Origin of the sequence: Adhaeribacter radiodurans (assembly GCF_014075995.1) — a bacterium.
GTDB classification, from domain to species: Bacteria; Bacteroidota; Bacteroidia; order Cytophagales; family Hymenobacteraceae; genus Adhaeribacter; species Adhaeribacter radiodurans.
In genome coordinates this window covers 3,328,308-3,352,562 of record NZ_CP055153.1, presented here as the reverse complement: position 1 = coordinate 3,352,562, position 24,255 = coordinate 3,328,308, and the positions used below count along the sequence as shown (strand labels likewise).

Here is a 24,255-nt window from a genome sequence, read left to right as displayed (position 1 = left end):
TAGTGGGGTGATTTTTCTTTTAAATTAATTTTTGAATTTCTTTTAATCTCTTCATGGCATTCTTCAACATAGATTCCATTAAAGACCGCACTTTTGATGCAATTGTAATTGGCTCCGGCATTAGCGGCGGCTGGTCGGCGAAAGAATTAACCGGTCGTGGTTTGCGCACCTTGGTTTTAGAGCGCGGCCGCGACGTAAAACACATTAAAGATTATCCTACTACCTTCAAAAACCCTTGGGAGTTTCCGCACCTGGGGCAAATTCCAAAGGAGTTACGCGATGCCAATCCTATTGCCAGCCGGTGCTATGCTTTTAACGAAGATGCCGCTCATTTTTTTATAAAAGACAACGAACATCCCTACGTACAGGAAAAGCCATTCGATTGGATCCGGGGTTACCAGGTAGGTGGTAAATCACTGATGTGGGCCCGCGGTACGCAACGTTGGTCGCAGTACGATTTTGATGGTCCGGCCCGGGATGGGTTTGCCGTGGAATGGCCTATTAATTACGCCGATATTGCGCCCTGGTACAGCTACGTAGAGAAATTTGCCGGTATTTCCGGAAATAAAGATGGTTTAGCGCAATTACCCGACGGTGAGTTTTTGCCGCCGCATGAGCAATCGTGCGTGGAAAAGCATTTTACCCAGCAAATGGCGAAGCATTATAATAATAAACGTCCGGTAATTATTGGCCGTTGCGCGCATTTGACCCAACCTCAGCCTATCCACATACAACAAGGGCGCGGTCAGTGTCAGAACCGCGCATTATGCCAGCGGGGTTGTCCGTACGGTGGGTATTTTAGCAGTAATTCATCTACCTTGCCCTGGGCGCAAAAAACGGGTAAAATGACATTGCGGCCCGATTCAGTGGTGCATTCGATTATTTTCGACGAGAAGAAAAATAAAGCGACGGGGGTACGTGTAATCGATGCGCACACGAAAGAAATGACGGAGTACTACGCCAAGATTATTTTCGTGAACGCCTCTACCTTAAATACCAACCTGGTTTTACTAAATTCCACTTCTAACCGGTTCCCGAATGGTTTGGGCAACGATAATGGTTTGCTGGGGAAATACATTGCTTTCCATAATTTCCGGACTACTATATCAGCGGAGTACGAAGGCTTTTTAGACACTACCACCGAAGGTAACCGGCCTAACAGCAGTTACATTCCCCGTTTCCGAAATGTATTTAAACAGGAAACGGATTTCTTACGGGGGTATGCCGCCGGTTTTGGTTCCAGCCGCATGATGGATACCGATAAATCTGGTTTTGGAGAATCCTTAAAAGCGAACCTAACGCAGAAAAAATACGGCAATTGGTTCGTCAACTCCCACATGATGGGCGAAACTATTCCGAAAGAAACGAATTTAGTAAGTCTGGATTCAGATTTAAAAGATGCCTGGGGAATTCCGCAACTGAAAGTTTCGGTAGCTTACGACGATAACGACGAAAAAATGATCGCGGATTTCCATCAGCAAATGACGGAAATGCTGACTATAGCCGGATTTAAAAACATTAAAACAAACGATCGTCCCGATAAGGCTCCCGGCTTGGATATCCACGAAATGGGCGGCGTACGCATGGGCAAAGACCCAAAAACGTCGTTGCTTAATAAATGGAACCAGTTGCACTCATGCCAAAACGTATTCGTTACGGATGGCGCCTGCATGACTTCTAATTCCACGCAAAACCCGTCGCTTACCTTTATGGCCATTACCGCTAGAGCGGCTAACCATGCGGTGGATGAGTTAAAGAAAAAGAACTTGTAAGAACCGGAAGAACTTAAGTTTTTATAGAAAGCCAATCTTATGATTGGCTTTTTTGTTTAAAAAGATGTGACTAATTAAGAATAAAATTAAAAAGTATAAACCATGGGGGTGTCCTCACCACCTATTATGTTCTTCGTCCAATACTTTTCAGTGCAAACACCTATCAAGCGCTTTTATTTAGTAAATTTCGAAACTCTAAACAGATGCTAGGGTAAAGCGTTCTGGGTTTAAGTTGTATTTGTCTAGATTAAGAATGGTTTATTCATTATTAAATTATAATTAATAAGTTTGAGTGCTTTTACAAGTGTTACCCTACTTTGAAAGAACTAGTTATAATCCTAACTTCTTTAAGTTCTTTTATCGTCATTATTATACCTTTAATTAATACTTTAAAAAGTTACAATGATGCTCGTCAGGATAAAAAATTTGAATACTATCATAAATTAATTGATGAGCTAGTTGGTGGAGGATCAAATAATGTTACTCCAATGCTATATAGGCAAGTAGCAATTATCTACGAACTAAGATTTTATTCTAAATATTACCCTAACCCTCAGAGGATACTGATTGATGCTAAAAATTCTTGGGGTAAAAACGAAAGACTGATAGAAGAAATTAATTTTACTTTAACATATATTAACTCTAGTTGGTTTGAACGACTGGTTTTAAAAAAATATTAGAGATAAAGTGCTATTCAAATTGAATTGCTGCTGTATCCCTTTAGATATAAATTATTAAAAATCTATAACCTGATTTTCATACCAATGGATTTCTTTAAGCCAAAATTCGCCTTCATAACTTTCTTAATTGGTATAATCTCAGGAGAGTGCCACGCTCAGGAACAAACCTCCATGCCTTTAATCATCACCATCGACACCAAAAAACAAGCGCAAACGATAGATAATTTTGGTGCGGCGGGTTGCTGGTATGCGGAAGGAATTGGAAAATTCTGGCCAACCCAGAAAAAAGAAAAAATAGCCGAATTACTTTTTAGTCAGGAACAAGATGCGCAAGGAAATCCGAAGGGTATTGGTTTGTCGGCGTGGCGGTTTAATATTGGCGGTGGAACTGCCGAGCAAGGCGATAATAGCGGTATTAAAGATGTGAACCGGCGGGTTGAAAGTTTTCTAAAGCCAGATGGTACCTATGATTGGAGCAAACAAGCGGGTTATACCTGGTTCGTGAAAAAAGCGAAAAACTATGGAGTCGACAAGTTAATTGCTTTCTCCAACACGCCCCCGGTACAAATGACAAAAAACGGTTTAGGCTTTAAAACTGAAAAAGATTTCCGCACCAACTTAAAACCCGATCAAACCGAGGCTTATACTAATTTTTTAACGGAAGTACTGCAACATTACGAAAAGCAAAATTTACGGTTTGATTACATTAGTCCGGTAAATGAGCCGCAATGGGATTGGACCGGAAAAATGGGCGAAGCCAAGCAGGAGGGAAGCCCTTGGCGAAACGACGAGATTGCGCAAGTAGTAAAAAGTTTAGATAAGGCCTTGGAAAATAAAAAACTAACAACCCAAATAATCTTACCCGAAGCCGCTAAACTTACTTTTTTGTACGGCGATACTACACATTCCTCACGCCAGGTACAGCAATTTTTTGGAAAAAAGAGTCCAAACAATTTAAGTAACCTAAAGCACTTGCCTAAATTAGTAGTTGGCCATAGTTACTTCACCGAAAATGGCGATCAGGAAACCGTAACTATCCGGCAGCAATTAGCTGATACGGTGCGGCAGTACGGTGTGCAGTTTTGGCAGTCGGAGTATTCGATGCTGGCTGATGGTTTCCGGGAAGGAACAAAAGCCCGTAGAAGTACAATGGATTGCGGGTTGTTTCTGGCTAAATTAATTCATCAGGATTTAACGGTAGCCAATGCGGCAGCCTGGCAGTTCTGGAATGCTTTTGAACCAGGTAAACCCGATTTTGACACGCGTTATTATTTAATTGCTTTACAGCCCAATGCGAATTATACGGATGGGGAATTTTATCAAACTAAAAATTTGTGGGCCTTAGGGCATTATAGTTTATTTATCCGGCCAGGTATGAACCGCTTACAAATTAACCGTAACGATAATTTATCCCCATTAGAAGCAGCCCAGAAAGTGATGGTATCTTCCTTTGCCGATAAGTCCGGCAAAGTGGTAGTAGTTGCTATTAACTACGAAGCAGAAGCACGGAGTCTACAATTAAATTTGAAAGGTTATTCTTCAGGAGCTACGTATAAACGCTATGTAACTACAGCCGCTTCCGGAGATAACTTAAAACTTTACCCCGCTGGTAAAATAGGAAAAGCAGTTTCAATGCCGCCCCGTTCTATTACCACTTTTGTTATTAACAAGTAGGCGATTCAAATACACTAAGGAAGTGGACAAAATTAGCTAAGGATGATTTTTTGCGTTCTACACGCATAATCGTTTGTGAAGACACAAACGATGGCTACACGATGGTACCAGAATTTAATCGCCCATAGGCAATGTCTTCACTGCCTGCTTTTGCCTAAGCCTTATTCAGGAAAAATTAAGAATATCTTACCCTATTTACTTTGTCAAGGAAGGACTTTTACAAACTACTACATTTATAGCGCGAGTACGCCTCACTCTTAAAGCGTGTTGTTTGGCCTCTGGACGGTAGGAGTTTGCTACTATTATTAAATATTCTGAATATCACCTAACTCTTCGTCTACTTTTTTGGCGGCGCGCATTAAGCTGCTGGCAAAAATAAATTCGTTGAGTTCTTTAATGTTGGTGTTCATAATATCATCTTTGGTGCCTTCCCACATTTTATTGCCTTTGTATAAGTAAATTATGTGATCTCCAATTTCCATTACCGAGTTCATGTCGTGGGTAACTACCACGGTGGTAATATCGTATTCTTTGGTAATCTCGTAAATGAGTTCGTCAATTTTTATGGAAGTAAGCGGATCTAAACCCGAATTAGGTTCGTCGCAAAAAAGGTATTTGGCATTGGGGGCAATAGCGCGGGCAATACCCACCCGTTTTTTCATCCCACCACTGATTTCAGAAGGCATTTTTTTGCCGGCATTTTCTAGTCCAACCCGTTTTAAACAAAAATTTACCCGTTCCCGGCGTTCTTCTTTGGACATATTGCTTTGCATGCGCAGCGGAAATTCTACGTTTTCCTCTACCGTCATGGAGTCAAATAATGCCCCGCCTTGAAAGAGCATCCCAATTTTCCGGCGTATTTCCTGACGTAAATCCAGTTTGTTGTTGGTAAATACTTTGCCGTCGTAAGTAATGCTGCCAATATCCGGTTTAATTAAGCCTACAATGCATTGCAGCAACACACTTTTACCGGTACCGCTGGCGCCTAGTAACAAATTGGTTTTACCTGCTTCAAAAATACCGGAAATGCCATTTAGAACTTTGGCCCCGTTAAATGATTTATGAATATTATGTACTTCAATCATGCTATTTATTCCATGGTCTATGGTCGATAGACCACAGATGGTGATGTAAGATTTAGTAATTGGTCAGGTTAAACTTACTGTTTGGTACGTAAAACGTTTAATTTACTTTTCATCTTTCTAACCTTAAAAAGTCTAATGTATAATCTGCAACTTAAAGCAACAGTTTAGCCAGCACGAAATCGGCAATTAATACGGCAATGATACTTTTGGTTACAGCATTAGTACTGGAAGCTCCAACTTCCAAAGCGCCCCCTTTCGTATAAAACCCTTCGTAAGACGAAATGGAAGAAATTAAAAAGGCAAATACAACTGACTTAATTAAAGAAAATACAATGTTATACGGTACAAACGCATCCCGAATACCTTCAATGTATTCAGTAGCCGTTAAAGCACCCGTAGCTGTACCCGCTACGTATCCACCTCCGATAGAAAGCGTCATAGCAACAATTACCAGCAAAGGAAACATAATCAGGGAAGCAATAATCTTGGGCAACACCAGGTAAGAGGACGCATTTATACCCATTACTTCGAGCGCATCTACCTGATCAGTAATTTTCATGGTACCTAAACCACCGGCAATATTGGAACCAACTTTACCCGCTAAAACAATGGACGTAATGGTGGGTGCTAACTCCAGAATAGTCATTTCGCGCACCATAAAGCCTATGGTAGATCGTGGAATAAGAGCATTGGTTAAGTTATACGCTACCTGCACGCAAGTTACCGCCCCAATAAAGGTAGAAACAATGGCTACAATAAAAATTGAATTGATGCCGATTAGAATAGCTTCATCGATGGTGCGATTGAACAAAATCCGGAAAGCTTCGCCGCGGGAAAACAGACCGCCTATAAAAAGTAAAAAATTACCAAAGGTTCTCATAATGAGGTTTTAAGTGGCAGCAGCTTTTTAAAACTGCTAAAGCGATTTACAATTGACTATATTACGTGGAAATTTATAAAACTATCGTACACCTATGCAAAAATATATATTGGTTACCGGCGGAACCAAAGGTATTGGCCGGGCAATAATTGAACGATTTGCTGCCGAGGGCTTTCATATTATTACTTGTTCGCGACGGGAAACCGAATTAAAAAAGTTAAAATTAGATTTGCAGCAAAAATATACGTTTAGTAAAGTCTTTTATCGGGCCGCTGATCTTAGCGACTCCTTGGGACTACAAAACTTTCTGGATTACGTGCATTCTCTTAAAGTTAAAATAGATGTACTGGTAAATAATACCGGCGTATTTTTGCCGGGTAAAATTCACGATGAACCTGATACTGTATTGCGGCACATGATTGAAACTAACCTGTACAGTGCCTATTTTGTTACAAAATCCTTCGTTGGGGATATGATTAAGCGGCGCAGCGGGCATATTTTTAACATGTGCTCAACGGCCAGTATTACGCCTTATACCAATGGAGGTTCTTATTGTATTTCTAAATATGCTTTGTACGGCATGACCAAGGTTTTACGCGAAGAATTAAAAGAGCATAATGTAAAAGTAACGGCGGTTTTGCCAGGGGCTACTTTAACGGCCAGTTGGGAAGGCGTAGATTTGCCGCCTACTCGTTTTATCCGGCCCGATGATGTGGCGAATGCCATGTATGCTACTTACCAGTTATCTGATTCGGCAGTCGTAGAAGAATTGTTAATCCGGCCCCAATTGGGAGATATTGAATCTTAATTGCTTAAACTTATTATTTATGTTTGTTTAATTAGATTGTTGATTTACAAATTACTATGTAATAAAGGTAAGTGTAATGTGAACAAATGAAATCTGCAAGGTTGAATTAGTAAATCATGTTAAGCGAAAGGCTTATCCAGGATCAACAAACTTAAATAAATCAGGATTAATCAAACGTATATAATTTTTGCTTTAAAATCGTTCTTGTTTAGGTATAAAAGATAATGGTAGATGGCGCTAAAATCTGCGTAATTTATTCAGAATTTTATCTTTGCGCTGATTTTAAAAGCAACCACCATCATCAAATTAAGTACTAACTACATTGAGTTTAAAGATCAGGTATTTCAGTTAAAATAGATATAAATGCGTTTACCAGGCCAGGAGGAGAGTACGGGTATATGTCGGTTGAAGTAAAGAATTTAACTAAGTTGTTTGGTGCTCAACGGGCAGTAGATAATATTTCATTTCGGGTAAATCCGGGACAGGTATTAGGTTTTTTAGGGCCAAACGGGGCGGGTAAATCTACGACCATGAAAATTGCCACGGGATATTTGCCTCCGAGTGCGGGTACTATTACTATAAACGGTTACGATGTACAGGAAACACCTTTAGAAGTTCGCCGACACGTGGGCTATTTACCCGAACATAATCCATTGTACTTGGATATGTATGTTTCGGAATACCTGGTTTTTATAGGGCAACTCTACGGATTAAAGGGAAATGAATTAAACAAACGAGTACAACAAATGATTGCCCTTTGTGGCCTAATGGCCGAGCGGCATAAAAAGATTGGCTCTTTATCAAAAGGGTACCGGCAACGTGTTGGTTTGGCTCAGGCGCTTTTACATGATCCTCAAGTATTAATTTTAGATGAACCTACTACTGGCTTGGACCCCAATCAAATAACGGAAATAAGAACCCTCATTAAACAAGTTGGTCAGGAGAAAACGGTTTTATTTTCCACGCATATTATGCAGGAAGTTTCGGCCATTTGCGACCGGGTGGTTATTATAAATAAAGGCAAAATTGTAGCCGATAGCGACGTCTCCAGCTTAACTAAAATCAATCGGGAGGAAGTAATAACAGTTGTTGATTTTGAGAGCCCTATAGAAGTAAGTTTATTGCACCAAATTCCGGGCATTCTGGAAGTGGAGCAAGCTGCTAATTATACGTACCGTTTAAAGGCAAAAAAAAATATTGATATCCGGTCAGCCGTTTTTGCTTTGGCCGCCGAACATAAATGGAGCTTAATTGGCCTCCGCCAGGAAGAACAATCTCTCGAAAAAATATTTCAATCGTTAACTAAATGAATTATGAATTAGAAATTAAAAATTAGAAATGAATAAAATTCTAACTTTTTACTAAGTAAAATCAAAATAAAATTTACTACCAATTTCTAATTCATAATTTTTAATTTTTAATTAAAGAAAGTTATGTTCGCAGTTCTGCGTAAAGAAATAAATTCCTTTTTAAATTCTATGATTGCCTACATTGTCATTGGGGTTTTCCTGCTGGCAACGGGCTTGTTTATGTGGGTTTTTCCGGATAGTAGCGTTTTAGATTATGGCTACGCCGATATGTATACGCTTTTTAATATTGCGCCCTGGATGTTTTTGTTTTTAATTCCAGCTATTACCATGCGTACTTTCGCCGAAGAAAAGAAATCAGGAACCATTGAGTTGTTACTTACCAAACCCATTACCGACTTTGATTTAATCCTAGGTAAATTCCTGGCTTGTCTGAGTCTGGCCGTTTTGGCTTTGTTGCCGACTTTGATTTATTACTACTCCGTGTACACGTTGGGCAATCCGGTAGGCAATATTGATTCGGCAGCCGTAGCGGGTTCGTACCTGGGAATGTTTTTTTTAGCGGGCATTTTTACAGCCATCGGAGTTTTTGCTTCGGCCTTAACCGAGAATCAAATTGTTGCTTTTATAGTGGCCGTATTTTTCTGTTTTTTAGTTTATGCTGGTTTTGATTCGTTAGCCACTATTGATGTTTGGGGCACCACTTCGTATCTCATCAGCCAATTAGGTGTCTCTTTCCATTACAATACGCTCAGCAAAGGCCTGATTGATTCCCGGGATGTTCTCTATTTTGTGAGCGTAGCTGCCTTATTTTTGCTGGCTACTAAATTAATTATGGAGAGCTGGAAATGGTAAACGAGCAAAACACTACAGCTAAAAGCCGCAAAAGCCGGGATATAACCCAATTCCTTGTATTAATTGGAGTAATTATTTTACTTAATTTTTTATCGGGTTTTTACTTTTTTCGCTACGACTTAACCGAAGATAAACGCTTTACCATGGCGCCGGCTACGCACCAGTTGCTGCACAATTTACCGAAACCCGTGCACGTAGACGTTTATCTGGAAGGTGAGTTTCCGACTGGATTTAAACGCTTGCAAGCAGCCGTGCGCGAAACTTTAGAAGAGTTCCGGATTTATGGGCCTAATTTTTCTTATTCCTTTATTGACCCGAGTGCGGGTACGGATCTTAAAAAGCGAAATAAGCTGTATACCAATTTGGCTTTAAAGGGCATTCAGCCGACTAACTTATTTGCCATGGAAGGCGATAAAAAAGTAGAAAAGCTGGTTTTCCCGGGAGCAATAGTAACGGCTGGGGGCAAAGAAGAACCTGTTATGCTGTTAAAAGGTAATCAGGCCGCTACGCCGGATGAACGGTTAAATCAATCCATTGAAGGGCTGGAGTTTGAACTGGCCTCGGCCATTCGCAAGTTAGCCAATACTAAGCGCAAGCGCATTGGCCTGGTAGATGGCCACGGAGAATTATCTAATCTGGAAGCGGCAGATTTTATTACTTCGCTGCAAAAATATTACGACGTTTACCGCGTAGATATAAATAAAGTCCCCAGCCTCGAAACCTTAAGTGCTTTAATAATTGCCCGCCCGGTAAAACCTTTTAGTGAAGTTGAAAAATATAAACTCGATCAGTTCATAATGCAGGGTGGCAAAGCGCTTTTCTTTTTGGATGCTATTAACGCCGACTTAGATAGTATTGGACCGCAAGGATATTTTGCGTTTCCGTACAATCTTAATCTGGATGATTTATTATTTAAGTACGGGGTGCGGGTAAATGCTGATTTGGTGCAGGATATTAATTCGGGGCAAATTCCGGTGGTAACCGGGCAATATGGCAATCAGCCGCAAACTCAATTAATGAACTGGCGGTACTTTCCGTTACTTAATACTTTTAGCCAGCACCCGCTTACCCGAAATTTAGATGCCGTATACGGTAAATTTGTAAGTACGCTGGATAGTGTACGGGTAAAAGGAATCAAAAAGACGCCTTTGTTATTTACTTCGCGTTACACCAAAATTCTGGTGCCTCCTATTACCATTAGCTTAAACGAAGCCCGGGTTAATATAAAACCTGCTTTGTATAACAAAGGCCCGCAAGCCGTCGGGTACTTGCTCGAAGGAAATTTTTCTTCGGTTTTCACAAACCGACCTCTACCAGAAGGATTGCCCGCCAATACTCTGCCCATTACTACTACCGGCAAGCCGGCTAAGCTTATTGTTTTTTCCGATGGCGATTTCATCCGGAACGAAGTTAATCCGAAGAATAACCAGCCCTACGAATTAGGTTTCGACCGTTTTATGCGAACCCGTTTTGCCAACAAAGATTTGGTAATGAATGCAGTAGAATATTTGTTAGATGAATCTGGGTTAATAAATGTACGGTCAAAGCAAATTACCTTGCGCCCGCTCGACCGCATCCGGATAAAAGAAGAACGGCAACGTTGGCAACTTCTTAATCTTGTTGGCCCCTTGATAGTACTGGTTTTGTTTGGCTTGGGTAAATATTATCTCAGGCGGCGAAAATATGCCCAGGTTTAACAATTTTATTTTCTTAAAAAGGGTTTAAAGCCTCAAAAAGAAAATTAAAATTTTACTAAATATAGTGATTTTAAGCCTGAATGGAAACGGAATAGAGGGTAGTAGAAGGGTTACAAAAGATTTCCACAATCGTGGTTTTTGGGTAGGAAAAACTCTAATTATTTCTAACTTTGTTTCATCACTTCAGACAAACAGGAATGAAATTTATTGTATCGTCTTCCGCTTTATTAAAACAGCTACAAAGCATAAACGGGGTAGTAGCGAATAACCCGGTGGTTCCAATTCTGGAAAATTTTCTCTTCGAGATTCATGATGGTACGTTAACAATTACCGCTTCTGATTTAGAAACTTCCATGATTACGGAGTTGCACGTAGAAGCCAAAGAAAATGGCCGGATTGCGGCTCCCGCCCGGATTTTACTCGAAACTCTTAAAAATTTACCGGACCAGCCCGTTACGTTTACCCTCGACGAAGAAACTTATACCATTGAGTTAAGTTCGGCCAACGGACGATACAAGCTTTCCGGTGAAAATGCCACGGATTTCCCGAAAGTGCCGGCAGTTAAAAGTCAGAACTCCATCGAAGTGCCGTCTAATGTATTAGCCCGGGCTATTAACAAAACCATTTTTGCCGTAAGCACCGATGAGCTACGACCAGCCATGACGGGTATTTTTGTGCAGCTTACCGATAGCAATATTACGTTTGTGGCCACCGATGGGCACCGTTTGTTGCGGTACCGGCGCAACGATGTTGCTTCCGGCGATTCTGCTTCTATTATTATTCCCCGCAAGGCATTTACCTTACTTAAAAATACTTTACCCGCCGAACCTACCTCGGTGCGGGTAGATTTTAATAACTCAAATGCTTCCTTCAGCTTTGAAAATATTCGGTTGGTTTGCCGCTTAATCGATGAACGGTATCCGGATTACGAAAACGTAATTCCGATGAAAAACCCGAACAAGCTAAATATCGACCGCTACGATTTACTCAGTTCCGTAAAAAGGATATCTATTTACTCAAATAAAACAACGCACCAGGTACGCTTAAAACTAGCTGGTAGTGAGCTGCAAATATCCGCGGAGGATCTGGATTTCTCGAACGAAGCCAACGAACGCTTAAGCTGCCAGTACGAAGGAGAGGACATGGAAATAGGCTTTAATGCTAAGTTCTTACTCGAAATGCTGAATAATATTGATTCGGATGAAGTAAATTTAGAATTATCTACTCCTAACCGGGCCGGTTTACTAATGCCTACTAATAACGATGATAACGAAAATATCTTAATGTTGGTAATGCCGGTAATGCTGAATAACTACGTTTAACCAAGGGTAGATTGGAAGCAGTAAATTGAAGCTTAATTTACTAAAAAAGTAAATTTACTATAATTATGATAATACAAAGGGAAGCGAAACGCTTCCCTTTTTTGTTGTTTCTAGTTTAAGCTGATTTTCTAACCGCACGCATCCGGAATATTTTTCGTCAACAATTTACAATTCCCGGTTGAAGGTTTACCTTTGCCCGAAAATTATTTTAATTGTTATAAACAGTTTACTTACTTATTTGCAGACACATGAAAAAATCAGAAATATATTTTAGTATTGCCCTTGATGATCAACACGTACCGGAAGCTATTTCGTGGCGCGCCACCGATGCCGGCGACACTATTCATTTTGCCAAGGCTATAAATATTGCCCTTTGGGATCGCAACGAATCGGGTACCATGAAAATTGATCTTTGGACAAAAGATATGCCCGTAGACGAAATGAAGTATTTTTACATTGATACCATAGGAGCCATGGCCGAAAGCCTGCAGCGTGCTACGAACGATAATACTATGGCCCAAAAAATGAAGAGTTTGTGCGAAGAGTTAATGAAACACGTAGAGGAAGATCAAAAAAAACAACCTAACGCTTAAGCTAAAACTTAAAAAGCCCCACTATAAAGTGGGGCTTTTTGTTAAAATATAAGTACTTCGACGAAATTAATTTAGACTGTTAATTGAATAAAGTGCTAAACACTAATGCTTTAATAGTTTGATAATTAACAAATAATAACCAACAACTACAAATTTAAAATTACCGGTTAACCGAAGGCCTTAAAACGGGATCGGAAGCAGAGGTGTTTAAAGATTCATTGGTAACGGCTTTGTTCAGGGTGTTTTCTTGTTTCTTCGATTTTGCTAAACCTATATTTTTCGCAAAATCTTTATCGTATTTATAAAAATCTGGCCGGTTAGCGTAATATCGGCCGTATTGGTCAAAGCTTAAAAAGCTTTCTAATTCTTTGTCCCGCTCCCGGCAAATTCCCTGGCAATTTTTTTCTACTATGCTCGCGTCATGAGCATATTTTTGCTCAATCTCCATCATCTTACTTACTTTTTCCTGATTTATTTCCCGTAAACGTTTGGCTTGAAAATTATTCAATTTCAATTCCCGGATCATTTGATCCGAAAGCCGATTAGCTCGTTGTTTGGCTATCTCAGCTTTATCCAGCTTTTGCGCTTGAACCCCAAAACAGGTAGCCCAAAACAAAAGGATTATAATTCCTGATTTTTTCATAGCTGCAATATCTTGTTTAAACAATTTTTCCGGTTAGGTATAAGAACACTTAAATGCATGAGCTAGTGCCCTCTAAAAGAAATAAACGAAAAATACCCCAGGATGTTGATGAACAAAGTAATAAGAATTTGAACATTTGCTAAACGAAGTTTTGATCAATAGGTAGAACTTGGAGGCAAGCATCAATAAAAAAGCGGCTTATATTTTAATAAGCCGCTTTCCATTCATTTCTTAAAGTTTCTATTTTGTTAAAATTTATTCTTCCACATCATCGATTCCACCGGAAACTCAGTGCGGGTTGTATATTTGGCATTCGATTTTTTATTATAGAAATTCTCGATATCGCCTTTTACCTCAAAATAAATTAACTGGCCAATTGGCATGCCCGCATAAACGCGTACGGGTTGCGTTACCGAAATTTCTAAAGTCCAGGTGTTACAAAAACCTACATCGCCTTTACCAGCCGTAGCGTGAATATCAATGCCTAAACGGCCTACACTCGATTTGCCTTCTAAAAAAGGCACGTGGGCGTGCGATTCGGTATATTCCTCGGTAACGCCTAAGTAAAGAGTACCAGGTTGTAGAACAAAACCAGTATCGGGAATTTCAAAATGAATAATTTCATTGTGCTTCCGGGCATCTATAATATCGTCTTTGTAGGTAGCTAAATGTTTACTTAAATGAACATCGTAGGAGTTAGTACCCAAACAGTTACGATCGTAGGGTTGAATGAGAATATTACCTTTAACCATTTCGGCTAATATTTCTTTGTCGGTTAAAATCATGATGGTGACTTGCAAATCAAGCCTAAAAATAGTAAATATTTACCGAATGGTGGCAGGATAAAGTAGTAGACCACCTACCTATGAAAGAAAACCAATTAATTGGGCTACCACTTACTAAACTAAGCTATCGAATGTATTTCCTGTAGGGCGGCTAAATTAGCGGCAATGTATTCATCGGCCAGTTTATCGGTTAAGGCAATCGACACAAACAAGGATTCGTATTGCGAAGGTGCTAAGTAAACACCTTGCCGCAGCATACTGTTAAAATACTGACCAAATAAAGGTAAGTCAGAACGTTTGGCAGATTCAAAATCAATAACCGGCTCAGGTGTAAAAAATATACTAAACATAGAGCCCACCTGGTTAATAGTATAATCTAATTTTAATTGCGATAAATTAGATCGCATACCTTCTACCAATTTGCTCGAGATATTATCTAAATAAGCGTAAACTTCGGGATGTTCGTTTAAATAAGTTAACATGGCATAACCGGCCGCCATTGCAATTGGATTACCGGATAAGGTTCCTGCCTGGTAAACTGGCCCGGCCGGAGCCACGCAATCCATAATTTCTTTCCGGCCACCGTAAGCACCCACTGGCATACCACCACCAATAATTTTACCTAAAGTAGTCATATCCGGTAGTACATTGTAGAGTTCCTGAGCACCGCCTTTGGCTAACCGGAATCCGGTCATTACTTCATCAAAAATTAAAACAATATTTTCTCGGGTGCATAAATCGCGTAATCCCTGCAGAAAACCTTTTACGGGTGGCACTAATCCCATATTGCCCACCACCGGTTCTAGAATAATGGCTGCTATTTGGCCTGAGTTTGCCTCTACAATGGATTTTACGGCTTCCAAATTATTAAAAGGTACCGTTAAAGTATCCTGCGCCACTCCTTTAGTAACGCCTGGACTATCAGGTACTCCTAAAGTAATAGCGCCGCTACCCGCCGAAATAAGAAAAGAATCACCGTGTCCGTGGTAACAGCCTTCAAACTTAATAATCTTATCTTTACCGGTGTAGCCGCGGGCAACCCGAATAGCCGACATAGTAGCCTCAGTGCCGGAATTTACCATACGCACTTTCTCCACCGAAGGAACCATCTGAATAATTAGTTCTGCCATTTCTACTTCGCGCCGGGTAGGAGCACCAAAAGAAAAAGATTTGCCTAAAGCATCTTGTACAGCTTTTTCTACTATTTCGCAGGCATGTCCCAGAATCATTGGACCCCAGGAATTAATAAAATCGAGGTATTGATTACCGTCTTCGTCGTAGAGGTAAGGCCCCTTAGCCGAAGCCATAAATATTGGATTACCGCCCACAGCCCGAAAAGCCCGAACCGGAGAATTAACCCCACCCGGAATTACTTGCTGAGCACGTTGAAATAAATTTTGACTTTTCTGAATCATGAAAATGCTTTCTTACTAATTTTTTGTTTAACGGAAAATAGGATTGGCTACGGTAAGCTGTAAATTTTCCATTTTTAATAAAGGCACGTATTGATTGTCCTGCGCTCCCGCGTAACCTATTCCTTGAAACACAACGCCCGATACGGGGCCTTCGTTCTGCAAACCTCCATTAAATTGCGGTCCGTATTTCTGAAGTATTTGCCCGAAATAATAAAGCATTTCAAAGCCAGAGTAGGCATAAACAGAGGGCGGAACATTATAACGGCTAGCGTATTTACGCCGGAATTGTTGCGGTCCGGGAAGCGTATTATCAATGAACTTAGGATAAATAAAGTAAATATTCCGGTTATCAAACTGGTTTAAAGAAATCTGGTTAATATTTAACCACGAAGGATACGTAATAATAGGAGTGGAGGAATCTATAAGGGCCAACCGACTCATGGTATTAATGGCTACCGAAGGCGTATTAGATAAAAGAAGCAAGTGCCCAATGGCAGTTAAATCTATTGCCGAAAGCAAAGTTGCTACAGATGTATTTTTGGGATTGAATTTCGTATACTGGGTAATTTTACCGCCTAACCGTTCAAACTCCCGTTTATAAACATTCGCAAAGGCAGTATCTTCTTTATTGGTTTCAGCCAGAATAATGGCGGTTTTATCCGGAAAATTCTGGTAAGCGTAAGCGGCACTCTGTTTAGCCCGGGTAGTAATGGAAGATTCAAATAAAAACAAGTTTGGGCTGTTTTTTACTAAACTTATTTCATCTGAAAGGGGGTTAATGCTGTTTACCGTATGCTGTTGCGTATAACGGGAAATAATTTTGTTTGCCGATTTATATACCGGCCCCACGATTAAATCCATACTAGCCAGCTCCGGTAATTGCAAGGTTGTTTTTATCTTGTTTGTATCGGCGGGAGCATCGTACGTAAATAGGTTAAGCTGAATCTGCTGTTTAGCTAAAGAATCCTGGGCCAGAAGCATTCCGGCGTATAAGTCGGTTACAAATTGATTACGCCTTGCTTTAGCTTCGGCATCGTTTTGCGGAAAGGGTAGGAGTACGGCTACATTAAAATTGTTTTTTTTAATGGCACTCAGGTTGTTGGGAGCGTATTTATTTTTATCGAGCTTAAATTTTTTTACTAAATTCTCTAAGATTTCCTTATCTGCGGCAGTATACCAACCAGCTACCAACTTATTGGCATATACCTGGGCAAGTACCTTATCATCCTTAAACCTCTCCAGAAGGTTTTGCATTGCTGCTTTATCTGATATTTGATTCAGATAATTGTATTCCATTGCCTCTACATCTTTAACTAAGCTTTTTTCTTTTATGCCCTCCAGAATAGAAAGTGCCCGTTCGTATTCTTTTGCTTCAAAAGCAAGGTTGGCTTCTAAAAAGGCAGCTTCAGATAAGTTTGGCCACGATGGATAAGCGTTTTTTAGTAAGTTAAGTTTTTGGCTGGCCTCGGTGTACTTTTTTGCTTTAGCTGCCGCTACGGCATATAAGTACATAGCGCCCGGCGAGTAAGCCGATTGATTTGCAGCAATTAACGGTTGCAATTCCGTCATGGCCAATTGGTATTTATTGGACGCAAGCAGTTGTTTGGCATTCTCGTATTTAGTGGCAAAATCCTTGGTTGTTTGGGCCCAACCCGATGGCGTAGGTAGCCCAAACAGTAACCAGTAAATAAGAAGAATGAATTGAATGGATTTATTCATGTAATAGGTTCAAAGTAATAGTTGAGGGTAGAAAAAGGTATTGTTCCTGCATTAAACTTCATTGAAGTAAAATACTTTAATGGTTAAACGCCTTTATACTACGTTACCCAGATAGATTCGAATAAAATAAATAGGTTTGATTCTCTAATTAACCTCAATTAGAGAACCTGCCAACGTTTACATTAGGATACTAATCTGTTACTGTTAAATACAACTTGTTATTCCCATTCAATGGTGGCGGGTGGCTTCGAGCTTATGTCGTACACCACACGGTTCACGCCTTTTACTTTGTTAATAATATCGTTGGATACGTTAGCTAAAAATTCATGCGGTAAATGGGCCCAGTCGGCTGTCATGCCATCCACGCTGGTAACGGCCCGCAAGGCTACTACATTTTCGTAAGTACGTTCATCCCCCATTACGCCCACGCTTTGTACCGGTAAAAGCATGGCGCCGGCTTGCCATACTTCGTTGTACAAACCGCTGGTACGCAGGCTTTGTATAAAAATATGATCGACTTGTTGTAAAATATCTACTTTCTGGGGAGTAATATCACCAATTATCCGGATAGCCAAGCCAGGACCGGGGAAAGGATGGCGGCTTAGAATTAAATCGTCGATGTTTAAAGTTTTACCCACTAGTCTCACTTCATCTTTAAATAAAGTTTTTAGCGGTTCTACTACCTTCAGCTTCATGTAATCGGGTAATCCTCCCACATTATGGTGCGACTTAATTGTAGCAGAAGGTCCTTTTACGGAAACTGATTCAATAACATCGGGGTAAATAGTACCCTGGGCTAACCATTTTACATCGGCAATTTGATGGGCTTCTTCGTCGAAAACTTCAATAAATACCCGCCCAATAGCTTTGCGTTTTAGTTCCGGATCAGTGAGACCTGTTAAAGCAGAGTAAAAGCTGGCTTTGGCATCTACTCCTTTTACGTTCAGGCCCATGTGCTGGTACGAATCGAGTACACTTTGAAATTCGTTGTGCCGCAATAAACCATTATCAACAAAGATACAGTACAGATTTTTGCCGATAGCCTGGTGAATGAGCATAGCCGCTACCGAAGAGTCCACGCCACCCGATAAGCCTAATACTACTTTGTCGTTACCAATTAAATCGCCCAGTTCTTGTACCGTTGTTTCAATAAATTGATCAGGAGTCCAGTCTTGCTGACAGCCGCAGATATGCACCACAAAGTTACGTAGCAAGGTTTTACCTTCGGTGGTATGCGTAACTTCCGGGTGAAACTGGATGCCGTACGTTTCCTGACCGGCAATTTTGTAAGCGGCAACTTCAACTGTATCAGTAGAAGCAATAACTTCAAAGTTTTCTGGAATTTCTTTAATAGTATCGCCATGCGACATCCAAACCTGGGAACCAATAGTAATTTCTTTTAACAACCGATTGGTGGCATGTACTTCGCTCAAACGGGCCCGACCGTATTCCCGAATGGTAGAGGCAATTACATCTCCGCCATTTTCGTAGGCTAACAATTGAGCGCCGTAACATACCCCTAACACAGGAATAAGCCCAAAATAAGGATTTAAATCTGGGTTGGGATGATCGTCGTCGCGTACCGAACAAGGGCTACCTGACAAGATAACGCCTTTTATATCCGGGGTGAAGGCCGGAATTTTATTAAACGGATGAATTTCGCAGTAAACGTTAAGTTCGCGTACCCGGCGGGCAATTAATTGCGTGTATTGCGATCCAAAATCGAGAATGAGAATTTTTTCTGGCATGCGCAAAAGTAAGGAAAAATGTTTTTAATTTATATCCCAGGTTTTTGCCATAAGTAAATAACCCCTAAGTTCTATCACCCTGGAAAATAAAACTAGGAATTAGGATCTTTAACAACCTCACTATCTACTTCTATTTTTTGCCACCGGTTTTAAATTAAATGGATTTAGTAAATTTTAAGAGAAAACTATAATATTTTTATCGGAACAAAGTGAATGAAAAAGGCCCCGATTCTTAGGAAATCAGGGCCTGCTTATTTATTTCGGTTAAAAGAACTTATAATCTGGAAATCCAGTTTTTTACATCCTGCGCTGCTTTACCGATTTTGTCGCCAATTTTACCCAACCATTCTTCTTGGGTACCTTCGGCATATTCTAAATCATCATCGGTTAAATGACCATATTCCTGCCGGATTTTTCCTTTAGTTTCGGTCCAATTGCTACGGGCTCTTAGCTCGGTAGCATCATTATCAAAATCATTATAGGCCATAGTTTTAGGTAGTTTAGGTTAGTATTCTACTATTGTATTTAACGGTACTCAGTATTTTAAGTTATTTAATTTAACTAGCTCTCTTTAACTGAGCCGTAATTCTTTTTTAGAGATTGTGAAAAGCTAAAGAACCTTTCCGGTTATAAAGGCTTTAGAGTAGGGATTAATTTAAAAATTAACTTATTATCAGCAATTTAAATGAGTGGTGGCTGGCAAAATCGAACGGAAAGGAAGGGGACATTTAAATCAATTTACTTATATTAGAAAAATTTAAATTAATCTTTGTCGAACGTACTATTAAATAGATTTTATGCGGAAACATTTACTTGGCTTATTGCTTTTTTTAAGTTTTTTAAGTTCCCAAGCCCAAAAAACGGCTACCAATCAGAAAATTGGAGCGGAAGTAAAATTAACCAATCCCGAAAGTGTTGGAATGAGCAGTGCGCGTTTACAGCGCATAGATAAAATGATTCAAGAGTATACCAATAATAATTACTTACCCGGGGCAATTGCTTTTATTTCCCGTAATGGGAAAACTGTTTATCAAAAATCTTTTGGCTTTAACGACACTGAAACTAAAACACCTCTGGATCCAAATGCCATTATGCGCATTGCCTCTCAAACCAAAGCCCTGACTACTTTGGGCGTTATGCTCTTGTTTGAAGAAGGCAAGTTTTTACTCGATGATCCAATATCTAAATACCTGCCTGCTTTTAAGAACCAGAAAGTACTCGATAAATTTAATGAGAATGATACAACGTATACTACTGTGCCCGCAAACCGTGAAGTAACCATCCGGCACTTGCTCACGCATACTTCTGGAATTGGCTATGCCGGCATAGGCAGCAAAGAGGCCAGGGCCATTTACGCAAAAGTTAAAGTTGGTAGTGGAATTGGTACTCCCGAAGGCAAAATAGGCGATGCCATGAACCGCTTAGGCGGAATGCCTTTAATGCATCAACCCGGCGAAAAATGGACCTATGGATTAAGTACTGACGTATTGGGTTATTTTATTGAAGTTATATCTGGCCAGCCTCTCGATAAATTTATGCGCACCCGCATCTTCGAACCTTTAGACATGCAGGATACTTATTTTTATTTACCAGCAAATAAGCACAACCGCCTGGCGATATTATACACCGAAGATGCGCAAAAAAATACGATTAAAGTACAGTCCCGCAATGGGCAATTGGAAGATTATCCGAAATTTACGAATGGCACTTATTTTTCTGGTGGGGCAGGTTTATCGTCTACCCTTGCTGATTATGCCAGGTTTTTACAGATGCTGTTAAATAATGGTTCGTACAATGGCAAACAAATTATTAGCCCGGCAACTGTGCGCCTCATGACCACCAATCAGATTGGGGAAGTAAATCAAGGCGATAATAAATTTGGTTTAGGATTTGGAGTTACTTCCCCGAAAGGAGCGACTAAATTAGGCGTTTCTGAAGGCTCATACGAATGGGGGGGGGTACTTTGGAACCAGTTATTGGGTAGACCCAAAAGAAGGGATAATAGGATTACTCTACACGCAAAAAGCTCCAAATACTACCAGCGGCGATATTGCCGATAAATATAAAGCTATGGTGTATCAGGCTATTACCACTTTCCACAACCCAATTACAGATTAATCTTTAATCCCGAATTTACCTCGATTACACGGATTAGACGAATTATTTTTAAGCGCAGGTTAAAAATAATTCGCAGATTATTTTGGTAAGTAATTCAACGAGTAGATCATCAATTACTTATCTCGCTAAGCTGATAAGAGAAGCTTTATATTTTAGATCTATTGAGATTATTTAGTCAGGATTTATCCAGGATATTTTAATTCAAAGTGGAGAAATAATGCGCCAAATTCGTGTAATCCATTAAAATCTACGATTCGGTATTGTACGTTAAAAAATGATTGTCTATCTTTGCAGCGGCAAATCGGCACGACCAGCTCCTGCTGAACTCCCCCAGGTCTGGAAGGAAGCAAGGGTAGGTGGTTGAGCGGTGCGATGTTCGGTTTGCCACTTTTTTCCTTCCTCTTTTTGGCGTTTTTGCTAAATTCTTTCTTTTTCCCTGCTAGTTTGTTTTAATTTTCGCGTAGCTTTGTTGCGGAAAAAACCATTCTTTATGAAATTTTTTATTGATACTGCGAACTTAAACGAAATCCGGGAAGCCTATGATTTAGGCGTGCTCGATGGAGTAACAACTAATCCATCTTTAATGGCGAAAGAAGGCATTAAAGGACACGACAATGTAATGGCGCATTACAAAGCTATCTGCGATATTGTGGATGGGGACATTAGTGCCGAAGTAATTGCCGTGGATTACGATGGAATTATCCGCGAAGGGGAAATCCTGGCTGAACTGCACCCGAACATTGTAGTAAAAGTGCCTATGATTCGTGATGGAGTAAAGGCCATTAAATATTTCTCCGATAAAGGTATTAAAACGAATTGCACCCTGGTATTCAACGCCGGTCAGGCCTTATTAGCGGCTAAAGCCGGAGCTACCTACGTGTCGCCATTTATTGGCCGCCTGGATGATATCGGGCAAGACGGTATGCAATTAATCGAGCAAATTGTACAGATTTACAGTAATTACGGTTATCCCACCGAAGTTTTAGCTGCCTCTGTACGCCATACCATGCATTTACTGCAATGCGCTGAAGTTGGAGCCGATGTGGTAACCTGCCCTTTAAACGTAATAACATCTTTATTGAATCATCCGCTTACTGAAAGCGGTCTGGCCAAATTCCTTGCCGACCATAAGAAAGTAAACAGCTAGAATAAATTATGAATTAGAAATTAGAAATTATGAATTTTTCTAAATAGTAAATTTTAGGGTTATTTATTCCATAATAATTTCTAATTCATAATTTTTAATTTTTAATTAATGTCATGTACATTATCAAGGTAAAAGGCAAGGCTAAAATTCCGGATTATATTCAGTTGCGGGATGAAAATTTTGTGCTGATTGCTTACTTCCGTGCCGATCGTCCGTTGAAGAATATGGAGCGGTACGGACTGGCCAATAAAGAAGAACAGCTAGCTACTGTAATAAAAGAACTGGAATTCGGGAAGCTCCAGAAACTGGAAATTTAATTATGCGTAATTTTTCTTCTTCGGCGCCGGTGGTGTCGTTAAAAGATGTTTCTATTCACCAGAATGTACAAACGGTATTGCAAGGGGTAACCTTCGATATAGATAAAGGAGAATTTGTATATTTAGTAGGCCGCACGGGTAGTGGTAAATCTTCCTTACTTAAAACTTTGTATGCCGATTTGCCGCTGCGCAATGGTATGGCCGGTGTAGCCGGATTTTCTATTTTTAAACTACCCCGCACCCAAGTACCTTTTCTGCGCCGAAAAATCGGGATTGTGTTTCAGGATTTTCAATTACTTTTTGACCGGACCGTAGCAGATAATTTACGCTTTGTACTGAAAGCAACCGGTTGGAAAGATTCTTCTAAAATTAAGCAACGAATTTCGGAGGTGCTCATGCGCGTAGGTTTAGACGCTGCTTCTAATAAAATGCCGCATCAGCTTTCGGGCGGGGAACAACAGCGCATTGTAATTGCCCGCGCGCTGCTCAACGAACCCGTAATTTTATTTGCCGATGAACCTACGGGTAATTTAGATCCGGAAGTAGCGGATGGTATTATGCAGTTATTTAATCAGATAAATAACCATGGTACTGCTATATTAATGGCCACGCATAATCATCAAATTATAAATACGTACCCACACCGGATTTTAAAATGCGAAAATGGCAAAGTACTAGACTCGGCGAAGCAAAGCTTTTCCTTAACGGATGGTATCTGAGTTATCTATTTTAATTCCCATATACAATTTTGCTGTTGATCAATTAGTAAATGTACTGCTTGCCCAGTGTTATGAAGAGGCCATTTGTTTCGAAATAATATGTTTGGACGATGCTTCCGAATCGCATTTTCAGGAGAAGAACAGATTTTTAAAAAGTTTGGAGAATGTTATTTACGAAGAACTACCCACTAATATAAGCCGGGCGGCCATTCGCAACAAACTAGCCCAACACGCTCAATTCTCCCACTTACTCTTTCTGGACAACGATTCGGAAATTATTAGTCAGGATTTTATCAGACAGTACTTACAGGCAGGTCATCCGGATAAAATTTTAATAGGAGGTACCCTCTATCCGAATGAACTGCCTTCCCATCCTTACCGCTTACACTGGAAATTTGGCCGGAGCCGGGAACAAATTCCAGCTGATTTCCGAAATCAGCATCCGTACCGAAGCGTACAGGTGAACAATGCTTTAGTCCCTCGTGCTATCTTTCTAAATTACCCTTTTAATGAAAAAATAATTGAATACGGGCACGAAGATTCGCAATGGGGTAAACGTTTGGAAAAAGCCAAGGTGCCGGTGGTGCACATTGCTAATCCGGTCGGACATATAGGACTAGAACCTTGTGAAATATTTTTAATCAAAACTCGATCCGCCATTCATAATCTTCACCGACTATATTATTCCGAAGGAATAGGGAAGGATTCTTCATTAATCAAATGGTATTTGCGATTATCGCATTATAAAGTAAAGAAGGTTTATTTTACTTTTTACCGGATTCTAAAGTCAATTTTGTTATTTAACTTGCGTAGTTCCCGTCCAAGTTTGTTTTGTTTCGATTTATACAAACTGGGTTTATTTATTCAAATAGATTATTTGCCTAAAAAGGATCATCCCATTTAATAGTAAAGAAATTGAATAAACATAAAACAGCAGAAGCCCGGCTAGTAATCGGGCTTCTGCTGTTTTC

Annotated in this window: 22 protein-coding genes and 1 other RNA gene; 15 read left to right on the top strand and 8 right to left on the bottom strand. The window is 40.1% G+C overall.

From position 1 onward, the window contains the following. Positions 1-53 precede the first annotated feature (53 nt). The 3 genes from HUW48_RS13600 to HUW48_RS13590 all read left to right on the top strand — a co-directional run bounded on the left by HUW48_RS13600 (position 54) and on the right by HUW48_RS13590 (position 4,126). Positions 54-1,772 carry a GMC oxidoreductase gene (locus tag HUW48_RS13600; protein WP_182416190.1) on the top strand — a complete coding sequence of 573 codons (1,719 nt, stop codon included), beginning with the start codon at positions 54-56 and terminating at the stop codon, positions 1,770-1,772. Between the two features lie 317 nt (positions 1,773-2,089). Beyond that, positions 2,090-2,452 (top strand): hypothetical protein, encoded by a 363-nt coding sequence (locus HUW48_RS13595; protein WP_182416189.1) that lies wholly within the window; start codon positions 2,090-2,092, stop codon positions 2,450-2,452. Positions 2,453-2,623: 171 nt separating this feature from the next. Beyond that, positions 2,624-4,126 carry a glycoside hydrolase gene (locus HUW48_RS13590; protein ID WP_246343863.1) on the top strand — a complete coding sequence of 501 codons (1,503 nt, stop codon included), beginning with the start codon at positions 2,624-2,626 and terminating at the stop codon, positions 4,124-4,126. Positions 4,127-4,431: 305 nt separating this feature from the next. Here HUW48_RS13590 and HUW48_RS13585 read toward each other — a convergent pair whose 3' ends face one another. Both HUW48_RS13585 and HUW48_RS13580 read right to left on the bottom strand, forming a co-directional pair. Further along, positions 4,432-5,211 carry an ABC transporter ATP-binding protein gene (locus HUW48_RS13585; RefSeq protein WP_182416187.1) on the bottom strand — a complete coding sequence of 260 codons (780 nt, stop codon included), beginning with the start codon at positions 5,209-5,211 and terminating at the stop codon, positions 4,432-4,434. Between the two features lie 151 nt (positions 5,212-5,362). Next, positions 5,363-6,091 (bottom strand): MlaE family ABC transporter permease, encoded by a 729-nt coding sequence (locus tag HUW48_RS13580; RefSeq protein ID WP_182416186.1) that lies wholly within the window; start codon positions 6,089-6,091, stop codon positions 5,363-5,365. A 94-nt stretch (positions 6,092-6,185) separates the two neighbouring features. On the opposite strand from HUW48_RS13580, the gene HUW48_RS13575 reads away from it, so the two are divergent. From HUW48_RS13575 to gldC, 6 genes are all read left to right on the top strand, one after another. Continuing rightward, positions 6,186-6,899 carry an SDR family NAD(P)-dependent oxidoreductase gene (locus HUW48_RS13575; RefSeq protein WP_182416185.1) on the top strand — a complete coding sequence of 238 codons (714 nt, stop codon included), beginning with the start codon at positions 6,186-6,188 and terminating at the stop codon, positions 6,897-6,899. A 398-nt stretch (positions 6,900-7,297) separates the two neighbouring features. Next, a complete protein-coding gene (gene gldA / locus HUW48_RS13570; RefSeq protein WP_182416184.1) occupies positions 7,298-8,209 on the top strand; it encodes a gliding motility-associated ABC transporter ATP-binding subunit GldA in 912 nt (303 codons plus the stop codon). Positions 8,210-8,332: 123 nt separating this feature from the next. After that, on the top strand, positions 8,333-9,061 hold the full coding sequence (gene gldF / locus HUW48_RS13565) for a gliding motility-associated ABC transporter permease subunit GldF (RefSeq protein WP_182416183.1): 729 nt from the start codon (positions 8,333-8,335) through the stop codon (positions 9,059-9,061). Further along, positions 9,055-10,758: a gliding motility-associated ABC transporter substrate-binding protein GldG gene (gldG, locus tag HUW48_RS13560; RefSeq protein WP_182416182.1), complete on the top strand. Its 1,704-nt coding sequence runs from the start codon at positions 9,055-9,057 to the stop codon at positions 10,756-10,758. Before gldF ends, gldG begins: the two co-directional genes overlap by 7 nt. A gap of 197 nt (positions 10,759-10,955) precedes the next feature. Continuing rightward, positions 10,956-12,080 carry a DNA polymerase III subunit beta gene (gene dnaN, locus HUW48_RS13555; protein ID WP_182416181.1) on the top strand — a complete coding sequence of 375 codons (1,125 nt, stop codon included), beginning with the start codon at positions 10,956-10,958 and terminating at the stop codon, positions 12,078-12,080. Between the two features lie 248 nt (positions 12,081-12,328). Then, positions 12,329-12,673: a gliding motility protein GldC gene (gene gldC, locus HUW48_RS13550; protein ID WP_182416180.1), complete on the top strand. Its 345-nt coding sequence runs from the start codon at positions 12,329-12,331 to the stop codon at positions 12,671-12,673. A 160-nt stretch (positions 12,674-12,833) separates the two neighbouring features. On the opposite strand, the gene HUW48_RS13545 is transcribed toward gldC, so the two are convergent. From HUW48_RS13545 to HUW48_RS13520, 6 genes are all read right to left on the bottom strand, one after another. Further along, positions 12,834-13,316 (bottom strand): hypothetical protein, encoded by a 483-nt coding sequence (locus HUW48_RS13545; RefSeq protein ID WP_182416179.1) that lies wholly within the window; start codon positions 13,314-13,316, stop codon positions 12,834-12,836. 248 nt (positions 13,317-13,564) lie between these two features. Beyond that, a complete protein-coding gene (dcd, locus tag HUW48_RS13540; protein ID WP_182416178.1) occupies positions 13,565-14,101 on the bottom strand; it encodes a dCTP deaminase in 537 nt (178 codons plus the stop codon). Between the two features lie 119 nt (positions 14,102-14,220). Then, positions 14,221-15,516 (bottom strand): glutamate-1-semialdehyde 2,1-aminomutase, encoded by a 1,296-nt coding sequence (hemL, locus tag HUW48_RS13535; RefSeq protein ID WP_182416177.1) that lies wholly within the window; start codon positions 15,514-15,516, stop codon positions 14,221-14,223. A 27-nt stretch (positions 15,517-15,543) separates the two neighbouring features. After that, positions 15,544-17,235, bottom strand: coding sequence for an ABC transporter substrate-binding protein (locus tag HUW48_RS13530; protein WP_182416176.1), 1,692 nt, complete (start codon positions 17,233-17,235; stop codon positions 15,544-15,546). 218 nt (positions 17,236-17,453) lie between these two features. Then, on the bottom strand, positions 17,454-18,983 hold the full coding sequence (gene guaA, locus HUW48_RS13525; RefSeq protein ID WP_182416175.1) for a glutamine-hydrolyzing GMP synthase: 1,530 nt from the start codon (positions 18,981-18,983) through the stop codon (positions 17,454-17,456). Positions 18,984-19,257: 274 nt separating this feature from the next. Next, a complete protein-coding gene (locus HUW48_RS13520; RefSeq protein WP_182416174.1) occupies positions 19,258-19,470 on the bottom strand; it encodes a CsbD family protein in 213 nt (70 codons plus the stop codon). Positions 19,471-19,780: 310 nt separating this feature from the next. On the opposite strand from HUW48_RS13520, the gene HUW48_RS13515 reads away from it, so the two are divergent. The 6 genes from HUW48_RS13515 (at position 19,781) to HUW48_RS13490 (ending at position 24,188) form a co-directional block, all read left to right on the top strand. After that, positions 19,781-21,043 carry a serine hydrolase domain-containing protein gene (locus HUW48_RS13515; RefSeq protein WP_317173802.1) on the top strand — a complete coding sequence of 421 codons (1,263 nt, stop codon included), beginning with the start codon at positions 19,781-19,783 and terminating at the stop codon, positions 21,041-21,043. A 350-nt stretch (positions 21,044-21,393) separates the two neighbouring features. Continuing rightward, positions 21,394-21,493, top strand: an RNA gene (gene ffs, locus HUW48_RS13510) — signal recognition particle sRNA small type. 98 nt (positions 21,494-21,591) lie between these two features. Further along, positions 21,592-22,248: a fructose-6-phosphate aldolase gene (gene fsa / locus HUW48_RS13505; RefSeq protein ID WP_182416173.1), complete on the top strand. Its 657-nt coding sequence runs from the start codon at positions 21,592-21,594 to the stop codon at positions 22,246-22,248. A 113-nt stretch (positions 22,249-22,361) separates the two neighbouring features. Next, a complete protein-coding gene (locus HUW48_RS13500; protein ID WP_182416172.1) occupies positions 22,362-22,565 on the top strand; it encodes a fructose-6-phosphate aldolase in 204 nt (67 codons plus the stop codon). A gap of 2 nt (positions 22,566-22,567) precedes the next feature. After that, positions 22,568-23,284, top strand: a complete 717-nt coding sequence (locus HUW48_RS13495; RefSeq protein WP_182416171.1) for a cell division ATP-binding protein FtsE — start codon at positions 22,568-22,570, stop codon at positions 23,282-23,284. Next, positions 23,274-24,188, top strand: a complete 915-nt coding sequence (locus tag HUW48_RS13490) for a glycosyltransferase family 2 protein (RefSeq protein WP_182416170.1) — start codon at positions 23,274-23,276, stop codon at positions 24,186-24,188. Before HUW48_RS13495 ends, HUW48_RS13490 begins: the two co-directional genes overlap by 11 nt. Positions 24,189-24,255 lie beyond the last annotated feature (67 nt).